Source organism: Chryseomicrobium aureum (genome assembly GCF_016909155.1).
Lineage (GTDB): Bacteria > Bacillota > Bacilli > Bacillales_A > Planococcaceae > Chryseomicrobium > Chryseomicrobium aureum.
The window spans coordinates 152,746-170,175 of record NZ_JAFBFG010000002.1 but is presented as its reverse complement, the minus strand read 5'-3'; the positions used below and the strand labels follow the sequence as shown (position 1 = coordinate 170,175).

At 40.6% G+C, this 17,430-nt stretch carries 20 protein-coding genes; 9 read left to right on the top strand and 11 right to left on the bottom strand.

Features of this window, described 5'->3' with window-relative positions; translation table 11 throughout:
* Positions 1-100: 100 nt before the first annotated feature.
* Positions 101-661 (bottom strand): hypothetical protein, encoded by a 561-nt coding sequence (locus tag JOD03_RS04095; RefSeq protein ID WP_204589557.1) that lies wholly within the window; start codon positions 659-661, stop codon positions 101-103.
* Positions 658-1,449 carry a hypothetical protein gene (locus JOD03_RS04090; protein WP_204589556.1) on the bottom strand — a complete coding sequence of 264 codons (792 nt, stop codon included), beginning with the start codon at positions 1,447-1,449 and terminating at the stop codon, positions 658-660. The genes JOD03_RS04095 and JOD03_RS04090 overlap by 4 nt, the downstream gene beginning before the upstream one ends.
* Before the next feature lie 166 nt (positions 1,450-1,615).
* Between JOD03_RS04090 and JOD03_RS04085 the strand changes: the two genes are divergently transcribed.
* Positions 1,616-2,290, top strand: coding sequence for a TVP38/TMEM64 family protein (locus tag JOD03_RS04085; RefSeq protein ID WP_204589555.1), 675 nt, complete (start codon positions 1,616-1,618; stop codon positions 2,288-2,290).
* Positions 2,291-2,305: 15 nt separating this feature from the next.
* Here the strand turns inward: JOD03_RS04085 and JOD03_RS04080 are convergent, their stop codons facing one another.
* The 3 genes from JOD03_RS04080 to JOD03_RS04070 form a co-directional block, all read right to left on the bottom strand.
* The gene (locus JOD03_RS04080) at positions 2,306-2,797 is read right to left on the bottom strand and encodes a flavin reductase family protein (RefSeq protein WP_204589554.1); all 492 of its coding nucleotides are present in this window, start codon (positions 2,795-2,797) and stop codon (positions 2,306-2,308) included.
* 433 nt (positions 2,798-3,230) lie between these two features.
* The gene (locus tag JOD03_RS04075; protein WP_204589553.1) at positions 3,231-3,980 is read right to left on the bottom strand and encodes a gamma-glutamyl-gamma-aminobutyrate hydrolase family protein; all 750 of its coding nucleotides are present in this window, start codon (positions 3,978-3,980) and stop codon (positions 3,231-3,233) included.
* 39 nt (positions 3,981-4,019) lie between these two features.
* Positions 4,020-4,886, bottom strand: a complete 867-nt coding sequence (locus JOD03_RS04070) for a DUF1028 domain-containing protein (RefSeq protein WP_204589552.1) — start codon at positions 4,884-4,886, stop codon at positions 4,020-4,022.
* A 136-nt stretch (positions 4,887-5,022) separates the two neighbouring features.
* Between JOD03_RS04070 and JOD03_RS04065 the strand changes: the two genes are divergently transcribed.
* Together JOD03_RS04065 and JOD03_RS04060 are read left to right on the top strand one after the other, a co-directional pair.
* Positions 5,023-5,343, top strand: a complete 321-nt coding sequence (locus JOD03_RS04065) for a YflT domain-containing protein (protein WP_204589551.1) — start codon at positions 5,023-5,025, stop codon at positions 5,341-5,343.
* 127 nt (positions 5,344-5,470) lie between these two features.
* Positions 5,471-7,561, top strand: a complete 2,091-nt coding sequence (locus JOD03_RS04060; RefSeq protein ID WP_204589550.1) for a type IA DNA topoisomerase — start codon at positions 5,471-5,473, stop codon at positions 7,559-7,561.
* An 18-nt stretch (positions 7,562-7,579) separates the two neighbouring features.
* On the opposite strand, the gene JOD03_RS04055 is transcribed toward JOD03_RS04060, so the two are convergent.
* Complete coding sequence (locus JOD03_RS04055; RefSeq protein WP_204589549.1) at positions 7,580-7,948, bottom strand: rhodanese-like domain-containing protein; 369 nt, start codon at positions 7,946-7,948, stop codon at positions 7,580-7,582.
* Between the two features lie 365 nt (positions 7,949-8,313).
* Positions 8,314-9,168: a YflT domain-containing protein gene (locus JOD03_RS04050; RefSeq protein ID WP_204589548.1), complete on the bottom strand. Its 855-nt coding sequence runs from the start codon at positions 9,166-9,168 to the stop codon at positions 8,314-8,316.
* Between the two features lie 183 nt (positions 9,169-9,351).
* Between JOD03_RS04050 and JOD03_RS04045 the strand changes: the two genes are divergently transcribed.
* Positions 9,352-9,549 (top strand): hypothetical protein, encoded by a 198-nt coding sequence (locus tag JOD03_RS04045; RefSeq protein ID WP_204589584.1) that lies wholly within the window; start codon positions 9,352-9,354, stop codon positions 9,547-9,549.
* A 182-nt stretch (positions 9,550-9,731) separates the two neighbouring features.
* Here JOD03_RS04045 and JOD03_RS04040 read toward each other — a convergent pair whose 3' ends face one another.
* Positions 9,732-10,196, bottom strand: a complete 465-nt coding sequence (locus JOD03_RS04040; RefSeq protein WP_204589547.1) for a YusW family protein — start codon at positions 10,194-10,196, stop codon at positions 9,732-9,734.
* 97 nt (positions 10,197-10,293) lie between these two features.
* Between JOD03_RS04040 and ytxJ the strand changes: the two genes are divergently transcribed.
* The gene (gene ytxJ, locus JOD03_RS04035; protein ID WP_204589546.1) at positions 10,294-10,629 is read left to right on the top strand and encodes a bacillithiol system redox-active protein YtxJ; all 336 of its coding nucleotides are present in this window, start codon (positions 10,294-10,296) and stop codon (positions 10,627-10,629) included.
* Between the two features lie 14 nt (positions 10,630-10,643).
* On the top strand, positions 10,644-11,468 hold the full coding sequence (locus JOD03_RS04030; RefSeq protein WP_204589545.1) for an STAS domain-containing protein: 825 nt from the start codon (positions 10,644-10,646) through the stop codon (positions 11,466-11,468).
* Between the two features lie 45 nt (positions 11,469-11,513).
* Here JOD03_RS04030 and JOD03_RS04025 read toward each other — a convergent pair whose 3' ends face one another.
* Positions 11,514-11,747 carry a hypothetical protein gene (locus tag JOD03_RS04025; RefSeq protein WP_204589544.1) on the bottom strand — a complete coding sequence of 78 codons (234 nt, stop codon included), beginning with the start codon at positions 11,745-11,747 and terminating at the stop codon, positions 11,514-11,516.
* A 13-nt stretch (positions 11,748-11,760) separates the two neighbouring features.
* The gene (locus tag JOD03_RS04020) at positions 11,761-12,066 is read right to left on the bottom strand and encodes a DUF3243 domain-containing protein (RefSeq protein ID WP_204589543.1); all 306 of its coding nucleotides are present in this window, start codon (positions 12,064-12,066) and stop codon (positions 11,761-11,763) included.
* Positions 12,067-12,262: 196 nt separating this feature from the next.
* Here JOD03_RS04020 and JOD03_RS04015 point away from each other — a divergent pair, with 196 nt between their 5' ends.
* Both JOD03_RS04015 and JOD03_RS04010 read left to right on the top strand, forming a co-directional pair.
* Positions 12,263-13,987 (top strand): mechanosensitive ion channel, encoded by a 1,725-nt coding sequence (locus JOD03_RS04015; protein ID WP_239584820.1) that lies wholly within the window; start codon positions 12,263-12,265, stop codon positions 13,985-13,987.
* 112 nt (positions 13,988-14,099) lie between these two features.
* Entirely contained in the window at positions 14,100-15,707 is a 1,608-nt protein-coding gene (locus JOD03_RS04010; protein WP_204589542.1) for an AarF/UbiB family protein, read from the top strand.
* 57 nt (positions 15,708-15,764) lie between these two features.
* On the opposite strand, the gene JOD03_RS04005 is transcribed toward JOD03_RS04010, so the two are convergent.
* Positions 15,765-16,955, bottom strand: coding sequence for a CynX/NimT family MFS transporter (locus tag JOD03_RS04005; protein WP_239584819.1), 1,191 nt, complete (start codon positions 16,953-16,955; stop codon positions 15,765-15,767).
* A 216-nt stretch (positions 16,956-17,171) separates the two neighbouring features.
* Between JOD03_RS04005 and JOD03_RS04000 the strand changes: the two genes are divergently transcribed.
* A complete protein-coding gene (locus JOD03_RS04000) occupies positions 17,172-17,366 on the top strand; it encodes a hypothetical protein (RefSeq protein WP_204589540.1) in 195 nt (64 codons plus the stop codon).
* The last annotated feature ends 64 nt before the right edge of the window (positions 17,367-17,430 follow it).

Genomic DNA, 17,430 nt, shown 5'->3' with positions numbered 1-17,430 from the left:
CTCTTTTCTAGTTGTCAGTACGAAAAAGCCCTTAATTTGAAAGCGCTTACAGATAGTATTCTACAGACTCAAAGAAGTTCCTTCTATTTTTTTCAAATTTTCATTGAGGGAATTGTACGAGAGTCTTCACAGGAAGCTCTCTCGTTTCTCTTTCGAACGATTTTCTCTTCCATAAAAATCCGAAATAGTACATGTAACAGACGACAGATCCGACAACTAAGCCTATTACCCAAGTACCGGCTTCACTCGCTGTAAAATGAGGAGTGAGACCAGTTGCAGCGTAAATAAAAAGTTGGGCGCCTAAAAATACTTTAGGAATTCCTGTACCAAGCTCCGGAAGCCGCTGCGTAGACACGATAAAAACATATGCTAGCTGAAGAATAATCAATGCTCCAATTACACTCTCAATCACAAAAGGATAAAAACTGTAAAGGACTAGATAACCTGTTGGTTCAAGCCGGACAAACAACAGAATGAATGAAATTACAGCGAGGACCAGTGAAATGGTTTGTCCTACTTGGGCTTCTTTGGTTTTGACCGAATCAAACGCTGTCGCGATTAAAAAAAAGCCTAGAAAGTCTGGTAACACATCGATTGCATTGACGTTAAAATCGAAGACGACTAATAGGCTTCCTAGTAAAACACGCTTGTGAAAGTTCATTTGTTCTTCGCCTCCTGTACTTGTGCTTGGATCCATTCTTCGGAAGGTCTGCTGTTAAACGCTGACACTAAGAATAGTTCACTTGGCTCTCGAAATTCCTCTTTGATAGTTAATTGCACAGTTCCCCACTCCCCGAGAAATAGTGCGGGTGAATCGGATTGCACAACCACAAATGAATCTCCTTTACTAATTGAAAGCGGCTCGTCCAATGGAACTTTCAACTCTTTATCGTTTAAGCGAACACTCAAGATTTCAATACGCTCATCTGGAATGATATCCATTAAAATGAAATCATCTTGTGCTCTATAAGACTCTGTCTGAGTTTCATTACTACCAACCCAAGATTGAGAAACAAGTACGTTGTTTAGCGGAAGCTTTTGTAGCACTTGAAGAGGAAACGACTGACTTGATTCATCTCCGAAATGAATAGTCAGTGTTTCAGCATTCTCTATAAACTCATAATAGCCATCGTGTGGCAATTGAATGGTTACAGAATAGATTGCGTGATACGGATACTCCACTTCAAGTTGCGCATTGATTTGAGGAGTCTCTTCAAAAAAGAAAATGTCTCCGTTGCCCGGTGCAAAGTTGTATCCATTGATCTCGACTTTTTCCACGTCAGCAGGTTCAAGAGTTTTCGTAATATACGAGACAAAAACTGAATTCAATTCCATATTCATTTGGCTCGCTACCACTACTGGCTCATCTACTGTTTTCGCCTCGTAGACACCGACGGACAACCAGCGAAACCCTAACAGAACGACTACTACAATCCAAAACTTCTTCATTCCACTATCCCCTAGAATTGATTTTCTTCAGTATAGTAGATTGGTTGATACTCGTATATCCTTTTATTCCATTTATTTGTATTTTATATTGAAAAGCTAGGCGTACTAAAATGGGCAACGCGTGGGAATAATGCTATGATAGAACGACTAGAGAGGTGACGATGACATGAAAAAATGGATGATAGTTCTCCCCATTGCCCTACTGATTTCCTGTTTATTAGTCATTCATTTTGACCTCTTCCGCTACTTGTATGAAAGAGATATTGACAGAGCACAAGCTTATTTGACTAGAAACTGGGCGTCTACACTATTACTAACCTTCTTAATCATGTTGATTCAACATACATTTACTATATTCCCTTTATTACTCGTCATCTCTATGAATGTTTTGATTTATGGACTACTACCAGGGTTTTTATGGAGTTGGTTTGCAAGCCTTCTGGCATCCGCCATCGTTTTCTACGCTGTTCGGTATTTAGTAGATGACTTGGTCGTCAGAAAAATCCCGAAATCAATTACACGCTCAATAGAAGCAAACAGCTTCCTGTATGTATTTCAAGCCCGTATCATTCCATTCATTCCTACTAGCCTCGTAAACTTAGCTGCAGGTCTTAGTCACGTGAAATTCATGCCATTTATCCTAGCTACCGCTATAGGAAACTTTATCTTTTTCTTCCTTTTAGCATTAGTGTCAGAAGGTTTATTAGAAGCGACAACGGAGCAATTTTCACTCTTTGGTATAGCGTTCGCGGCTCTTCTTATTTATTTAGTTCTCATGTGGAGAAAACGGAAATGGAAAAAACCAAAAGTGAAGACAGAAGAAAACCCGCCACACCTGTGACGGGTTTTTGTGGAATTACGACTGTTGATAAAATGCATCTGGAATTTTTCCGAATAGACGCTTGTGATAAAGAAGCGGCTCTTTGTCTTCATTATGAATAGAAGTCACTTCGCCGATTAGAATCATATGATCTCCAGCATCTACTGTATTGTAGACCGTGCACTCTAGCTGTGAAGCCGTGTCTTTTAATACAGCGACTCCATTTTGACCTGGGTGCCATTCACACTTGCCGAAGCGATCATCTACACGACTTGCAAATAGCATACACAAATCGCCTTGGTCAGCAGCTAAAATGTTAACATTGAAAGTAGTTGCATTTGTGAAAGCATCGTAATAAAACGCGTTTTTATCGATGGACCATAAAATTAAGAGAGGATCTATCGAAACCGATGCGAATGAATTTACGGTCATTCCAATCGGATTTCCGTCTGCATCTTGTGCAGTGACGACAGTAACGCCTGTCGGATAATTCCCTAGCGCTTGCTTAAATTGTGTAACAGCGTCCATACGGATCACTTCCTTCTTTCTAGTGTTTGTTCTCTTTTATCATACTAGATTGAGGAGTGAAATGCTTTCCATATACTCTCATTCAAAAGACTGATTTTTAGTTAGCAAAAGAGCTACATAAAACAAAATATGGAGTTCTCGTAATTGAGTAACTCCATTCTGTTTGGTGTTGGGTGTGTAGGGGCAGTATTCCGCGAGCTGAGCCAAAATCGAGTTACAAACGCCAGAAATACACTCCGGAATCAGCCGAACCCACAAAGGCTGTACTTCGCCTTCATGGGCACGTCTGATTTCCTCGGAATTTCTAGAGCGGCGTTCTCCACATCTAAAACAAGGTCTCAGCTTCCGCTTTTAATCCCGCTGGAGTCACCCCTACCCACTCTCGATATTCAGTTCTTTCGATACTATATACCCATGAATTTTTCAACTAAATTTATTGTCGATCTCGCTTTTTTGAATCATCAATTTCTTTTCTGCGCTTGATTGCTTGCTTCATGAACGCTTCAAAAATCTTACCTGAAGTTTCGTCACCAGCCATTGCAAATTCTTCCGGATGCCACTGGAAGCCGAATGCAAATTCATGTGTTTTACTTTCCATCGCCTCAATGATTCCATCTGTTGCACGTGCAACGACTTTCAAATCACGCCCAACTTGATCACATGCTTGGTGGTGGAATGAATTCACACGGAACTTTTCCTCCCCAAGAATTTTACCGATTTTAGAGTCCAAGTCTAACTCTACTTCATGAGAGCGGTAGGTACGAGGACCTTTTTGTAGGTGCAGATACGATTTTTCTTCTCGTTGCGCATGAATGTCTTGGAACATCGTCCCACCTTGCACAATATTCAACATATGCAGTCCGCGACAGACACCGATATATGGTTTATCGAGTTCTAGCATGAGCTTTACAAGTTCCGATTCCATTTGGTCGATTTCAGGTGCGATCTTGCCAAGTTTCAAATGCGGATTTTCATTATAATAAGAAGGGTCAATATCTTCTCCACCGGTAATAAATAGTCCATCCAGACGAAGCGAAAGCTCATCTAGATTTTCATCCCCCATTACTGGAATCATAAGAGGTAAGCCCCCGTATTTTAATACAGTTTCTACATATACAAAAGGTAACCAGAAATGATCTTGATTTTGTGACATTTCTGCAGATATCCCTATAAGTGGTTTCATGTCATTCATCCTTTCAAGTACAATGACTCTCTATACCCACTATTTCTTTGCTGTGAAACCTCTCGCCTGTTCTTCCAAATACTCGAGTACACGGCGATCAACTTGACCTCTAGATTGTTGGCGCTCTTCGAAGTTCTCCGTATGATGATACGTATCTAGTGCCTCAAGAACTTCGTCTGTTGAAACTTCTTCCAGTTTTAAATAACCGAGTTGATGAAGTGATGTTGCAAGTTGGGCTTCTAGTTCTTCTGTGATAGATAATACATCGTCTTCTCCAGTCTTCTCAAAATACAGATGACGAAGTTTCAATAACCGTCCCAGTTCTTGCACAGGATCTTCGTGATCATCTATTCGCAGATCAATATAGCGATCCGTATACCCGCCGTAGCTCCCATTCTCTTTCACAACAAGTAAAGCTGCTGATTGCCGCCCTCGACTATCTCCACCAGCTGCATCTCCAGCAAGTAAAGCTGCTAGCAAGCGCTCAGCCAAAGAACCTTCCGTTTGCTCAAATGTCGCTTCCATCTGTTCCACCACTTGCTGGCTCACTAGGATATTTCCTTGAATCGCATAATTCTTAGCTGCTTTTCCACCAGCCCAGTCGTAACAATCATCTCCTGTGTATGTAGCGCTTTGGCCTGTAGCATCCACTATACCCACTTGCCGCCATGCTGCATTTTCATCTTTTTTCGTAAGTGTCTCTACTACTTCAAGCGGGGAATGTCCTTTTTCTAATAATTCTAGTCCTCCAACTCCATAAGAAAGATTAGCAAGAGATTGTGTTGCGATAGCACCAACACCAGCTTTTGCAAACGGTACAACGGCTCCTACCCCTAAAAATTTTGAAGCAACTGCAATCCCGAGCTCTTTAGTTTCTGGATCAAATCCTACAATTGAAAATGTCATCGTATGCTCCTCTCAAACCTCATTCTATTTTCAGTGTAATCTGAAAACTTAGCTTTTCAAAGTAATTTGGTTTAGCTTTTTGTGAACTGGGTAATTTTAGAGTAGACGACAGATAAAAACTTGGAGGGATTCACTAATGGCTATGAAGTACACAGTAGAAAATTCAGTACAAGCAAAGCAAAAGGTTGAAGAACTAGAGGCTCAAGGATATTCACGAGACGATATTTATTTGTTCGCTCACTCAAAAGATCGTGAAGGTCATATTGCAGACATATTAGATACTGAAAAAGTCGGCATGAGTGAAAAAGGATTTTTTGAATCAATGAAAAATGCGTTTAGTAAACGAGGAGACCAACTTCGAAGCGATATGCATGCTGCCGGATTGACAGAGGCAGAAGCCGAAACCGCTGAGGAAGAGCTTGATCAAGGTAAGTTGGTTCTCATCGTAAATAAATAGAGGGGCAATTGCCCACCATCTGAGCTGCCTACATCTGTAGGCAGTTTTATTTTGCCTTCTAGTGCAAAAACACGTATACTTATGAACATACGTTCCCCTCCACTCTCTCTTCGAAAGGAATCCTCTTATGAAACCACTTATTGTAGCTGAAAAACCTAGCCAAGCAAAAGCTTATGCCGATGCATTCAAGACAAAAAAGCAAAAAGGATATTACGAAATTTTTCCAGATGAGATTTTTCCAGATGGTGCACTAGTAACCTGGGCAATCGGACACTTGGTTGAGCTACGAGAACCAAAAGAATATGATGCTAAATGGACAAGATGGTCACTGAAGTCACTTCCTATCCTTCCTGATGCCTTTGAATACAAAGTTGCTCGAGGCAAATATGAACAGTACAGTATTGTTCGAAAACTTATGAAAGAAGCAAGTTTCTTAATCAATGCGTGCGACATCGACCGGGAAGGTTCGAATATTTTTTACTCGATTTTGACACTCACAGGCATTCGTTCAAAACAAGTGAAACGGTTGTGGATTAACTCCCTCGAAACGTCGGAAGTGCGCAAAGGCTTCGCCAACCTTCTCCCAAACGACCGAGATCTACGTCTATATGAAGAAGCGCGTACGCGTCAAAAAAGTGACTGGTTGGTAGGCATGAACGCTTCTCGCATCTATACAATTTTGTTAAAGAAAAAAGGTGTGGCGACTGTATTTTCGATTGGCCGTGTGCAATCCCCTACTTTATATCTAATTTATCAGCGCACTCGTGAAATTGAGGACTTTCAACCAGAGCCATTTTTTGAGCTGGAAGGTAAATTTTCAACAGAGAATGGCAGTTATAAAGGAAAAGCTAAGATAAAAGAGAAAGAGCGAAAGATTGTTGAAAACATTTTAGAAGAGCACAAACTAGCAGAAGGACAATCTATACAGGCGACAGTTTTGGATGTCGTAGAGAAACAAAAACAGATACCACCTCCCCAACTTCATTCGCTCTCAAGCTTACAGCTCGCCGCGAATAAGAAGTGGAAGGCGAGTCCGTCTGCCGTTTTAAAGGCAGCACAAAACTTGTACGAAAAGAAAATCATTACGTATCCACGAACCGATACACGTCATATCACACCATCTGAATTTCACTATATAAAAAACATCGCGGCTGACTTGCAATCGTACATTGGATGTTCGTTCCCTTTGCAAACTGCTCCATCCAAACGATTTGTTGATGCTAGTAAGGTACAAGAACACTATGCCATCATTCCAACACGAAAAGTTCCCAAGGTCGGGACTTTGAGTGGCCTTGAAAAAAACTTGTATGATGAAATCACTCGTACTACTTTAGGAATGTTCCATTCAGCATTCGTCTTTCGTGAAACGACGATCACGACAGACGTTTCAGAATTACCGTTTTATACAAAAGGCACTGTTCCTCTAGAGTTGGGGTGGAAGCAGTTATTCCCACAAAAAGAAAAAGAAGAATTTCTTCCAAGTGTAGAAAAAGGGCAATCTGTCGAAGGAACCGTTCATATTGCGGAAGGCATCACAAAACCTCCAAAGCTCTATACGGAGGGACAATTGATTCAGGTCATGAAGACATGCGGAAAGCTAGTGGAGGACGCGGAAGACGCCGCATTGTTAAAAGAAGTAGAAGGACTTGGTACGGAAGCTACACGAAGCGGTATTATTGAGACTTTAAAAAAGCAAGCCTATATTGATGTTGTGAAAAATGAAGTACAGATCACAGAAAAAGGACGCATCCTTTGTCAATCTGTTGAAGGTACTTTGTTAGCAAGCCCTACAATGACCGCTAAATGGGAGAGCTATTTACAAAAAATTGGTCGAGGAGAAGGGACAGAGAGTCAGTTCCTTACGCAAATTACAGCTTTTATTCAACAAACGCTCGAAACTGTGCCTAGTCATTTAGAGACAAAGCAGTTCGCTGCACTGCCGGAAGAAGAAAGTGCAAGTCAGGCAATTACTTGCCCGCTTTGCAAGCAAGGTACTATTGTCTTGAAGAAGAGCTTTTATGGATGTTCGCGCTATAAAGAGGGGTGCACACAAACATTCCCCCTTCGAGTAGCCAGTAAGAAGTTATCACCTTCTGTTATCGAAACTCTATGCACGAAAGGTCGAACAGGTAAATTAAAAGGATTCACCTCAAAACAAGGCAAATCCTTTGCTGCACATTTAAAACTTGTGGACGGTAAAATTACATTCGATTTTTAAACAAGAGGCATGCAAGAATCAGTTTTCAACTGTGCCCGTCCAACTTGACATGCCTTGCTTTACGTTTATTACTTCGTAACCATCTTCTGCTAGCAGGTCACTTGCTTGTTGGGAACGATTACCAGATTGACAAACGACCACGTACTCTTGATTCGGATCTAATCCCTCAAGATTTCCAGCGCTTATTTCAGAGAGCGGTTTGTTCATAGCTCCTGGAATGTGGCCAGCATCATATTCGTTCGTTTCGCGCACGTCAATAACGAGTGCTCCTTGCTCTTGGTACTCTGTGACTTCACTGATATCTATAGTTTCGTATACTGCTCCTTCACTAGAACAGGCAGCTAAAAGTAGTGATACCACACCAATTAAAATTGCTAACTTTTTCAATTCATTCACCTCATACTAAAAATACCCTATAAGGTATGGGGATGTCTATTAAAAAAACTCGCCACTTAGGCGAGTTTTTGAATTTCATTTCTGAACAGTTGGCTTCACATCTAAATGGAATCGAGTTCCGAACGCCAGAAACACGCTCCGGAATCAGCCGCACCCACAAAGGCTGAAGTACGCCTTCATGGGCACGGCTGATTTCCTCGGAGTTTCTAGAGTGGCGTTCTCCACATCTAAATAGAATCGAGTTGCGCCTCCTAGAAATCCCGCAAGAAGCCATCGCGGCCTATGAAGCAAAGAGAGCTTCACAGTCCACGCTGTCTTCTCGCACAATTTCTGAACAGTCGGCTCCACATCTTAAATTAATAATTACTACGATCCTGCATGTTATTCTCAGAACGACGGTTTTCAATTTCCTCTACACGCTCTTCATGCTCGTGGTTCGATAAACTATCTTCGATTGCTGAAGGCTCACGTCCCTCATCTTCTAAAGCTGGGTTTAGTTCACCAAAAGCAGCAGGCCCAAAGTTCGGGTCAGTTCCAGGTGATTCTGCACCATAAGCTTTTGATTCATCGTAAGCTACAGGTTCTGACGTAGATGATTCAAAACGAGTAGTATCGTGGTGTTCAGATTCCACCGTCTCCGCATTTGTCATTTGAGGTTTTATTTCAAATGCATCATCCTGCACAACATGGTCTTCGTCGTATCCTGTAGATTCACCTTTAAATAACTCGCGATTTTCTTCAGGCGTATGTTCGCCTAGAGTGGGTTCATTATCAGTAAAGCGTTTGTTCACAAACTCCGTTCCTACCGTACCTGCAGCATTTGTTTCTCCGTGATAAGATTCATACGAATTCCCTGTCTCACCAAATGTTGCGTAGTCATCTGACCGTACCTCACCTTCAACATAAAGAATCGCTCCACCATTTGATAAATCATTAGCGTAGCTCTCTCGTTCATGATCTTCTAAATTCAAGCGATGCAGACTTTCAGAAGTTGCGTCCTCACCAGTGAAGAAAGATTTAAATCGATCCCAAAAAGATCCTGCTTCATGTGTATCGATTTGTGTATCCGTTGCATGCAGATGAAAGCGGTCAGGGTCTTTCGCTACAACGTGAATATCTGACTCATTGTATCCTTGCGCTCGCAATGATTCGATTTTCTGGTTCATTTCTTCCTGTGTCCAAGCTACTTCTACATGTCGTTTGTTTTCCATTTAATAAGATCCTCCTTCAAATTGGTAATTTTTTTGTTGTTAACTAGCTATTCCTTACTTTTAGAACACCTAAACCTGTTGACTCGAAATGTCATTTTTGTCATCAACTTGTGATGTTTAGTCTGGCGAAAGAAGGGGATAATACATACTAGAACTACAACTAGTTATGAAGGAGTGATAGAAATGGCAGGGAAAAATAATAAAGCGCTACTTGCTGCACTTGGTCTCGGAGCTGCTTATCTTATGCGAAACAAGGAATCACGTGATAAGTTAGCGAAACAATTTGAAACGTTTACGAACACTCCAATGCGTGGACAGAAAAATGATGCGAACACTACAGGTCAAGAAACGCCTGAGTCTATGAGACATCAAGGACTTTAGATGTGTAAAACGCCACTCTAGAAACTCCAAGGAAATCCAGCGTGCCCGTGAAGGCGTACTTCAGCCTTTGCGGGTGCGATGGATTCCGGAGTGTGTTTCTGGCGTTTGAAACACGATTCCAACCTGGAAAAGGTGTGTTAGACGGATTGTTCGGCAAATAAAAAAAGCCCTGAGGGCTTTTTTTATTTGCGATCTTCCCACTTCACTTCAGTACCATCTTCAAATTCCACTTCCAATTCAAACTCCTGATAATCGGTTACACCAAATGCTTCCGTTACCTGGGCAATCACATCTTCTTTTGCCAGATCAGCAGATAATTCAAAAGTAGAGAATATAGGATCAAGAGCCGTTACCGCTTCATCTCCACCCAAATTAATATCTTCTAACTTATTCACATATTCAAGTTCTGCACCTGACCTACCTGATTCAAAGTCAACATCAATGGCATCGTTTTCATCCGCCGTGTCGATGGAAAGATCAAAACTTGAGAAACCATATCCATCCGTCGTAACAAGATCACTATTTTCTACAGGAGAAGATTCTGCAGGTTGAGATTCTACAGTATTATCTTGTGTTTCATTACACCCAGCTAAAATTCCTGTCGTTAGAAGTAATGATACACCTGTCCATTTCGCCGTTTTTTTCATTTCCACTCTTCCTTTCATAAATCCATTTAAAATTATCTTTCCCCTAAACGATTTGTGTTAAACTGAAAAAAGACACTTGACAGAAAGGATGAAGACGTTGACCAATCTACTTGAAATTACATCTCGCGAGCAGTGGAAAGAACTACTAGAATTATCCGAAACACAACCTTTTTTCTTATTTAAGCACAGTACGACTTGTCCAATTTCTGCATTTGCACACCGCCAAGTCACCAATTTTCAAACAGACCTTCCTATCTATTTTGTAAAAGTGATTGAAAATCGTCCGATTTCTTTAGAGATTGCAGACGATTTAAATGTTACACATCAATCACCACAAGCTATTTTAGTTATGCATCGCTTAGCAAAATGGGATCAGTCTCATTACGACATCACAGAAGAAACGATGGCTTCTGCCATTGATTTCTTAATTTAACAGGAGGCCCTCCCATGGATCAAATTGTCCGCGTAAGTCAGTATTTGCAAGAAAATGCTGACCTATTAATTGATAAGATTGTAGAAGATGCATTGAAACATATTACGCTTGAATTGTCGGAAGAGCAGTTGCAGATTGCACGGCAGCAAAATATCGAATTTCTTCGGATGATGGCTCGTTCTTTCCCAGCAACAGATGAAGAAGCTGCTGCTGAATTACTTGACTGGGCGGAGAAACAAGGTGAAACAAATTCACAAAACATGGACGAATTTTCTCAATCCATAGAACCCTTTGCTCAAAACCGATTAGTATACTCTAAACATATTGCACAAGTAGCACTAGATTTAGAAGTAGGTCCTGCTCAGATTGTTCGAATCATGAACCGTTTCAATTATCTATTAGATGTTGCGATGGTCCAATCTATTCAATCGTTTGAAAAACATCAAGCAGCCAAGTTACGGGAGCGCCAAAATCAAATTAATGAACTTTCTGCACCTGTTGTCCCGGTTCAAGATGGTGTCGCTATACTCCCTCTAATTGGAATGATTGATTACGACCGTATTACTTATGTGTTGAATCATGTCGTTCCAAAGATCCCAAAGATGGAAGTTGATCACTTGATTATCGATTTTTCAGGGATTTTGACCATTGATTCTGAAATTGCACAACACATTTTTACTCTGCACAATGTATTACAGCTACTCGGAATACATTTATATTTCACAGGCATGCGTCCGAATATTACAATGGCCATCGTACAAGGGAATATCGACTTCTCTGATTTCCACACGTATGGTTCTGTACTTCAAGCACTAGCAGCAATCGAAAAAACACGATAATAAAGAAAGACTGCCGGCATTCTATCGCCGGCAGTCTTTTCTGTATTAATCAGGATAACGTTCTTCACTCGAAGACGAATCTTTCGTGTGACGATGTTTGTCCTCATCTTTTACCTTTTGATTCAATTCTTCGACTGGAATTGTATCCACAGTCTTCATATCATCATGCATATCATAAATACTTTCTTGATCCGTTTTCATTACCTCCGGATTATCCATGATACGCCCTTTTATATCTTGTTTCTCTTGTGTTTGGTCTTTTTTAGGATCGTGTTTCATAAAAAACTCCTCCTTATTTACGTACCATGTTTACAAGCATATGAGCAAGTGCATGCTGTTGCTCTTTATCTCCAGAGCGCCATAATTTTTGTAGTAAATTTTCTTCTGCATTACGTGGCTCTTCTTTTTTAGCCAGATATCCCGCGACTACTTCTGCTGTCTTCGCTAATTGTTCTTCTCCTAGACCCATTTTTTCTCCAAGAGCTACTTTATCTCCTAAATAAGATTTGAATCTATCAAAGTCTTGTAAGATCTGCTCCTTTTTTTCAGGTGATACGTTTTCCATTTCGTTTTGTACTTTGTTTTGAATGTTGTCCATTAGTGTCCAACTCCCTTTTGTAATATTCGTTCTATGCTTTCAGGTACATCCTCAGTTTTTCCAACCAAACACTCTTCTAAACATTTTTCCAAAAATTTGATTCGATTGGTCTAGGGGGTTTATATCCAATGTTAATGGGTATAGTTTACTAGATTGGCACAGTTTCAACTTATTTACTAAAGAGGAGGAGATTTTATTGTTTAATGAGTTTTATGTACGTGACATGCTTTCATTTTTACCTGATCTTTTATTAGCACTTTTTGTTTTATTAATTGGATTTTTCATTGCAAAGTTCATGGAGAAGCTCGTTTATAAAGGTTTGCGTAAGTTGAACCTTAATGAACGATTAGGTAACACAAAATCAAAATGGTCTGTGGAGAAAGTGATTAGTAAAGTAGTTTTCTTTATTCTATTATTGTTAGCTTTCGTTCTATTCTTTAACATCATGAACCTACATACTTTTGCTGCTCCGTTTGCTAGTATGTACGATACTTTAACAAGCGCATTCTTAAACATTCTAAAAGCTGGTTTGATTTTACTAGTCGCCTGGGTACTTGCCACTCTTGTAAAGAAAGGCATTCAAATGCTTGGCAACAAAGTAGACTTCAACCGCTTTGGTGAAAAAGCAGGGATGACGACTACTGGTGAGCAGACAACAAAATGGACAGATACAGTAGCAAATATCGCTTATTACTTGATCTTCCTATTATTCTTACCAGCCGTACTGAATGCACTTGGAATTGATGGATTAAGTGGTCCATTCGAAGATATGCTTTCAAGCTTCATCAACTTCATCCCTAAATTAGTATCTGCTGCAATTGTTTTTGCAATTGGATTCTTCCTTGCAAAACTTGTTCGTAATTTGGTAGAGAAATTCCTACACTCGGTTGGAATCGATCGTTTTACAGATAAACTGAATTTAAAAAATGATACCTCTACCTCTAATACGAGCCTTTCAAAAATTGCTGGTTTAGTGGCTTTCATTTTAATTTTGATTCCAATCACAATTACCGCTCTGGAAATTCTTGATTTAGAAGGAATTTCTGGTCCTGCGATTGCCATGCTCAATGACATTATGTCGATGATTCCACAAATTATCGTAGCTATCATCTTAGTCATTGTTGGTATCTATGTAGCAAAATTTGTGAAAGATTTTGTAATCAACTTATTGAATGGGTTTGGTATCAACAACTTAGCTACAAAGATGGGTTTAAACTCTACAAATGCAAAGAACTTTGATATAGCGTCTATTATCGGAACTATTGTCCAAGTAGTAATCGTCTTGTTATTCGTTATGGAAGCACTGCAACTCGTTAACTTAGAGTTCATGGTTTCACTTGGAAGTGCAGTCTTCGCTTACCTTCCAATGGTAATTGCTGCATTAGTTATCTTAGCTGTAGGTTTCTGGTTAGCAAACTTAGCTGAAAAATTAGTAGGAAGTTTGATGAAAGATGCATCAGGATCTCCTCACTTCTTACGCCTAGTAGCTAAATATGCTATCTTAGGATTTGCATTCTTCATGGCACTTAGCCAATTAGGATTCGCACCTGGTATCATTCAATCTGCCTTCATCTTAATCTTGGGTGGAGTAGCACTTGCTTTTGGTTTAGCCTTCGGACTGGGTGGACGCGAACATGCATCTCGTTACCTAGATCGTATGGAGAAATCAATTGATGAAGCAGAAGTTGATAAAGAGAATTACGAGCAGAAAAAAGAAGAAATGAAACAAAACGCGAAAGACGATGTAAAGGCTGCTCAAGAAGAAGAGCGCTTTATGCACGGAACTTCTGCTCATGGAGACGAGACACTAGCACAAGACGTCCCTCAAGATACAGGATTTAATCTTCCTGAAACAAATGATCTTCACCCATACCACGATTCACCGGAAGATCACCGTACTGACGAAGACCGTAAAGAATAACTTTATTTCCCCTCGGGCAGGTTCGCACAGCGGCCTGTCCGATTTTTTATGTGAGTTCTTGGACTCTTGGTTTCAGGCGCACTATAATGAGAGCTACAAGGAGCGATGTCGAGTGAAAAATGTAGCCTGGTACCGGATGTATCGAATAGTTTGGATGTCGATTAAATTTTTCCTGCAAGTCTACTTCTTCCAAAGAAAATATCGCGGTCGATTTACTCCTTCCGTTCAAGTGAAGTGGGAACGACTCATTGTAAAACAAGCGATAGAATACAAAGAAACAGCCCTGTATTTAGGCGGACTCATGATAAAAGTGGGACAATTTCTATCTGCACGTGCAGACGTTTTGCCTCAAGCCTTTATTGAAGAATTAGAGGGGATGACAGACCGTGTCCCTCCTGTGGAACGCGAGCTTGCTATGAAAGTTTTAGAAGAAGAATGGAACGGGCCCACCTCTCAATATGTCACATCCATCTCAAAAGAATCGATTGCATCTGCTTCCATCGGAGAAGTTTATAAAGCTACGCTTCTCGATGGCCGTGATGTTGCCGTAAAGATTCAACGCCCAGGCATCGAACGTATTATTCGGTATGACTTTCAGGCGATGCGTGTCGTTATTTGGCTTGCCAAGCGATTTACTACATTCACTAAGCAAATCGATTTTGACCTACTTTATAGAGAAATGGAAAGTACGTTGCTTCCTGAATTAGATTTCCTGCAAGAGTTGCGTCATGGTCGGTCGTTCCAACAACGGTTTCGTGATTTAGATGGCATCTGTTTTCCCATCTATTTTGAAGAGTATTCCACACGTAGAGTATTGGTGATGGAATGGATTGAAGGAACGCGAATCACGAATGTCTCTTATATGGAAAAACACGGTATTGATCCTACAGAAGTGACGAAACGGTTATTTAATTTGTTCTTAGAACAGATTCTGCGCAGTGGTGAATTTCATGCAGATCCACACGCTGGCAACATGATGATTCAACAAGATGGCACGATTGTTCTTTTAGATTTTGGAATGGTCGGAGCGATTACTCCTGATCAAACGCGCTCCATTATGAAAGCTATTCAAGGTATCTTGCTTGAAAATGACGATGAGATATTGGATGCACTTGAAGAGTTGAATTTCTTGTTACCCAATGCAGATCGGCCACTTTTGGCAGATACGATTCGACGCATGATTCATGCATACGAAACGAATGAGCTAGCTAAAATGGACAGTTATATTATCGAAAGACTGCTGACCGATATTCGTCATATTGTTCGCACGCAGCCTGTTCAATTACCTGCAGAATTTGCATTCTTTGGTCGAGCACTTACAACGTTTGTTGGTGTTCTCCATGCACTCGATCCGAGTGTGGACTTATTGGCTCTTGGGAAACCACGCATCTTGAGTTGGACACGAGATAAAGCACTTGGAAACGAAGATGTGAATCAACAAGACCGTGTCTTATCCTGGCTTCAAAAAGGGGCTGTTCCTTTACAAAAGGTGTATTCACTTTTGGATGAACCTGCCCGCTTACGCAAATTAGTTGAAGCTACAACAATCGAAAAAGTACGTGTGCAACATATCTTTTTAGATCGGGCTGTCCATGCGTTGATGGGAGCTATTTCATTAATTGCCTTTTTCACAGGCATATTCTTTCAACATGTTTGGCTCTCTACCCTATCTGCCATTTTCGGGATTGTATTCTTACGAAGCTTTTACAAAAAACGTTGAGCGATATGTATAAAAAAGAAGCCTCCGACTGAACTGTCGAGGCTTCTTTGCATCTAGTTAATTGCGTACGTATCGATTTCCTGCTGCGTGAAGTGCTGCAACTAGCAACAATACACATGTCACAATGAATAGAATTGTCGGGACATACCAGCTACCTGTTGTTTCATTCACGAATGCGAACAATACAGGTCCTGCTGCTGCAAGAAGATATCCAATAGATTGAGCAATTCCCGATAATTCTGCTGCATCCATAGCTGTCTTCGTGCGTAGCGTGAACATCATCATCGTCAGAGCAAAAGATGTACCTCCAGCGAATCCAATTAAAATCATCCAAAGGATTGTCATTGCTCCATTTGGATCAAGCAGTAAGCCAGTGAATCCAATGATGTAAAGAACACTGAAGAACCAGACAAGTGGACGTTGATTTACCATTTTCGCTGCCAAAATCGGAGCGATGAAGGTCATCGGTAACTGGGCAAACTGCATAAAGGATAGCATATACCCTGCAGAATCTGGGCTCATGCCCTTTTCAATCAACATCGCCGGTAACCAAGCGGCTGTCGTATAGAAAATCAAAGACTGTAACGCCATCATCAGTGTCACGCTCCATGTGACAGGAGATTTCAAAATAGATGGATTATCTACTATTTCTGAAGTGGCATCAATCGGTTCCGTCTTACGATGTTTCAATTGAGGTAACCAAATAACAATTGCCAGCACTCCAAGAATTGCCCAGACTCCTAATGAACCTTGCCATCCGAATGATGTTTCTGCTGCAACTGGATATGCAATTCCTGCTCCAAGTGCTGCTGATAAGTTCATGACGACAGAGAATACGGCTGTCAATAAACCTACATGCAGTGGGAAACGATCTTTAATAATGGATGGTAATAACACGTTACCAAACGCAATCGCAACACCAATAATAGCTGTTCCGAAAATCAATAGTGTAATTGAGCCACCCGAACGGAGCGCAATTCCCCCAACAAGTAACACTATGGACCATAATAAAGTAGCTTCTGTTCCAATTTGCTTGGCCACTTTAGGTGCAAACGGTGAAACTACTGCAAATGCCAATAATGGAATCGTTGTAAGTAGTCCTATTAATGTCGTTGACATCATGAGGCCGTTTTGAATAAATTCCGTTACCGGTCCAACTGCTGTTAGAGGAGAACGGAGAGTCAGTGACAAAAAGATAATTCCGAGTATAAACAGCACTAGTCCCTGCTGTTTCGTTGGTTTTGTCATATATATCCTACTTTCTATCATTGTAAATGTATCAAACCTTATTTAGTATACACCATTTCATTGTATGATGTCAGACCTCTATCTTAATTTCCTATGTGTTTTGCCCTATTTTAAGTAGTAGAGGTTTGTTCAAACAGGTGTCTGGGTATTTATTAGTCAAGTGCACGAAATACCTGTAAGGAAAGTAAAACAAACCGACATTTAGGAGGAATTCAAATGGAAAAATTAGTAGCCGGTCAAAAATGGTTTAAAGTTGGAGCAGCAGCATTCTTATCTTTAGGTTTACTAACAGCTTGTGGAGATGGCGTCGATCAAGACAACATCGATGATGGTACAGAGCAAGAAATTGAAGAAGATGTAAATGACGCAGAAGATAATATGGATGACACGGATGAAGAAGATTCAGAGTAATTCATGGTCCAAATCCCTACCCTCTATCTAACTAGATAGAGGGTTTTTCTATGAAGTGCCCTAA

Excerpts from the sequence above, each read along its gene's own strand:
- JOD03_RS04005 (WP_239584819.1), bottom strand. The coding sequence starts at position 16,955 with ATGACAAAACCAACGAAACAGCAGGGACTAGTGCTGTTTATACTCGGA.
- JOD03_RS04030 (WP_204589545.1), top strand. The coding sequence starts at position 10,644 with ATGGATCAAATTGTCCGCGTAAGTCAGTATTTGCAAGAAAATGCTGAC.
- JOD03_RS04060 (WP_204589550.1), top strand. The coding sequence starts at position 5,471 with ATGAAACCACTTATTGTAGCTGAAAAACCTAGCCAAGCAAAAGCTTAT.
- JOD03_RS04095 (WP_204589557.1), bottom strand. The coding sequence starts at position 661 with ATGAACTTTCACAAGCGTGTTTTACTAGGAAGCCTATTAGTCGTCTTC.
- JOD03_RS04070 (WP_204589552.1), bottom strand. The coding sequence starts at position 4,886 with ATGACATTTTCAATTGTAGGATTTGATCCAGAAACTAAAGAGCTCGGG.
- JOD03_RS04090 (WP_204589556.1), bottom strand. The coding sequence starts at position 1,449 with ATGAAGAAGTTTTGGATTGTAGTAGTCGTTCTGTTAGGGTTTCGCTGG.
- JOD03_RS04045 (WP_204589584.1), top strand. The coding sequence starts at position 9,352 with ATGGCAGGGAAAAATAATAAAGCGCTACTTGCTGCACTTGGTCTCGGA.
- JOD03_RS04025 (WP_204589544.1), bottom strand. The coding sequence starts at position 11,747 with ATGAAACACGATCCTAAAAAAGACCAAACACAAGAGAAACAAGATATA.
- JOD03_RS04085 (WP_204589555.1), top strand. The coding sequence starts at position 1,616 with ATGAAAAAATGGATGATAGTTCTCCCCATTGCCCTACTGATTTCCTGT.
- JOD03_RS04040 (WP_204589547.1), bottom strand. The coding sequence starts at position 10,196 with ATGAAAAAAACGGCGAAATGGACAGGTGTATCATTACTTCTAACGACA.
- JOD03_RS04065 (WP_204589551.1), top strand. The coding sequence starts at position 5,023 with ATGGCTATGAAGTACACAGTAGAAAATTCAGTACAAGCAAAGCAAAAG.
- JOD03_RS04050 (WP_204589548.1), bottom strand. The coding sequence starts at position 9,168 with ATGGAAAACAAACGACATGTAGAAGTAGCTTGGACACAGGAAGAAATG.
- JOD03_RS04075 (WP_204589553.1), bottom strand. The coding sequence starts at position 3,980 with ATGAAACCACTTATAGGGATATCTGCAGAAATGTCACAAAATCAAGAT.
- JOD03_RS04020 (WP_204589543.1), bottom strand. The coding sequence starts at position 12,066 with ATGGACAACATTCAAAACAAAGTACAAAACGAAATGGAAAACGTATCA.
- JOD03_RS04000 (WP_204589540.1), top strand. The coding sequence starts at position 17,172 with ATGGAAAAATTAGTAGCCGGTCAAAAATGGTTTAAAGTTGGAGCAGCA.
- JOD03_RS04080 (WP_204589554.1), bottom strand. The coding sequence starts at position 2,797 with ATGGACGCTGTTACACAATTTAAGCAAGCGCTAGGGAATTATCCGACA.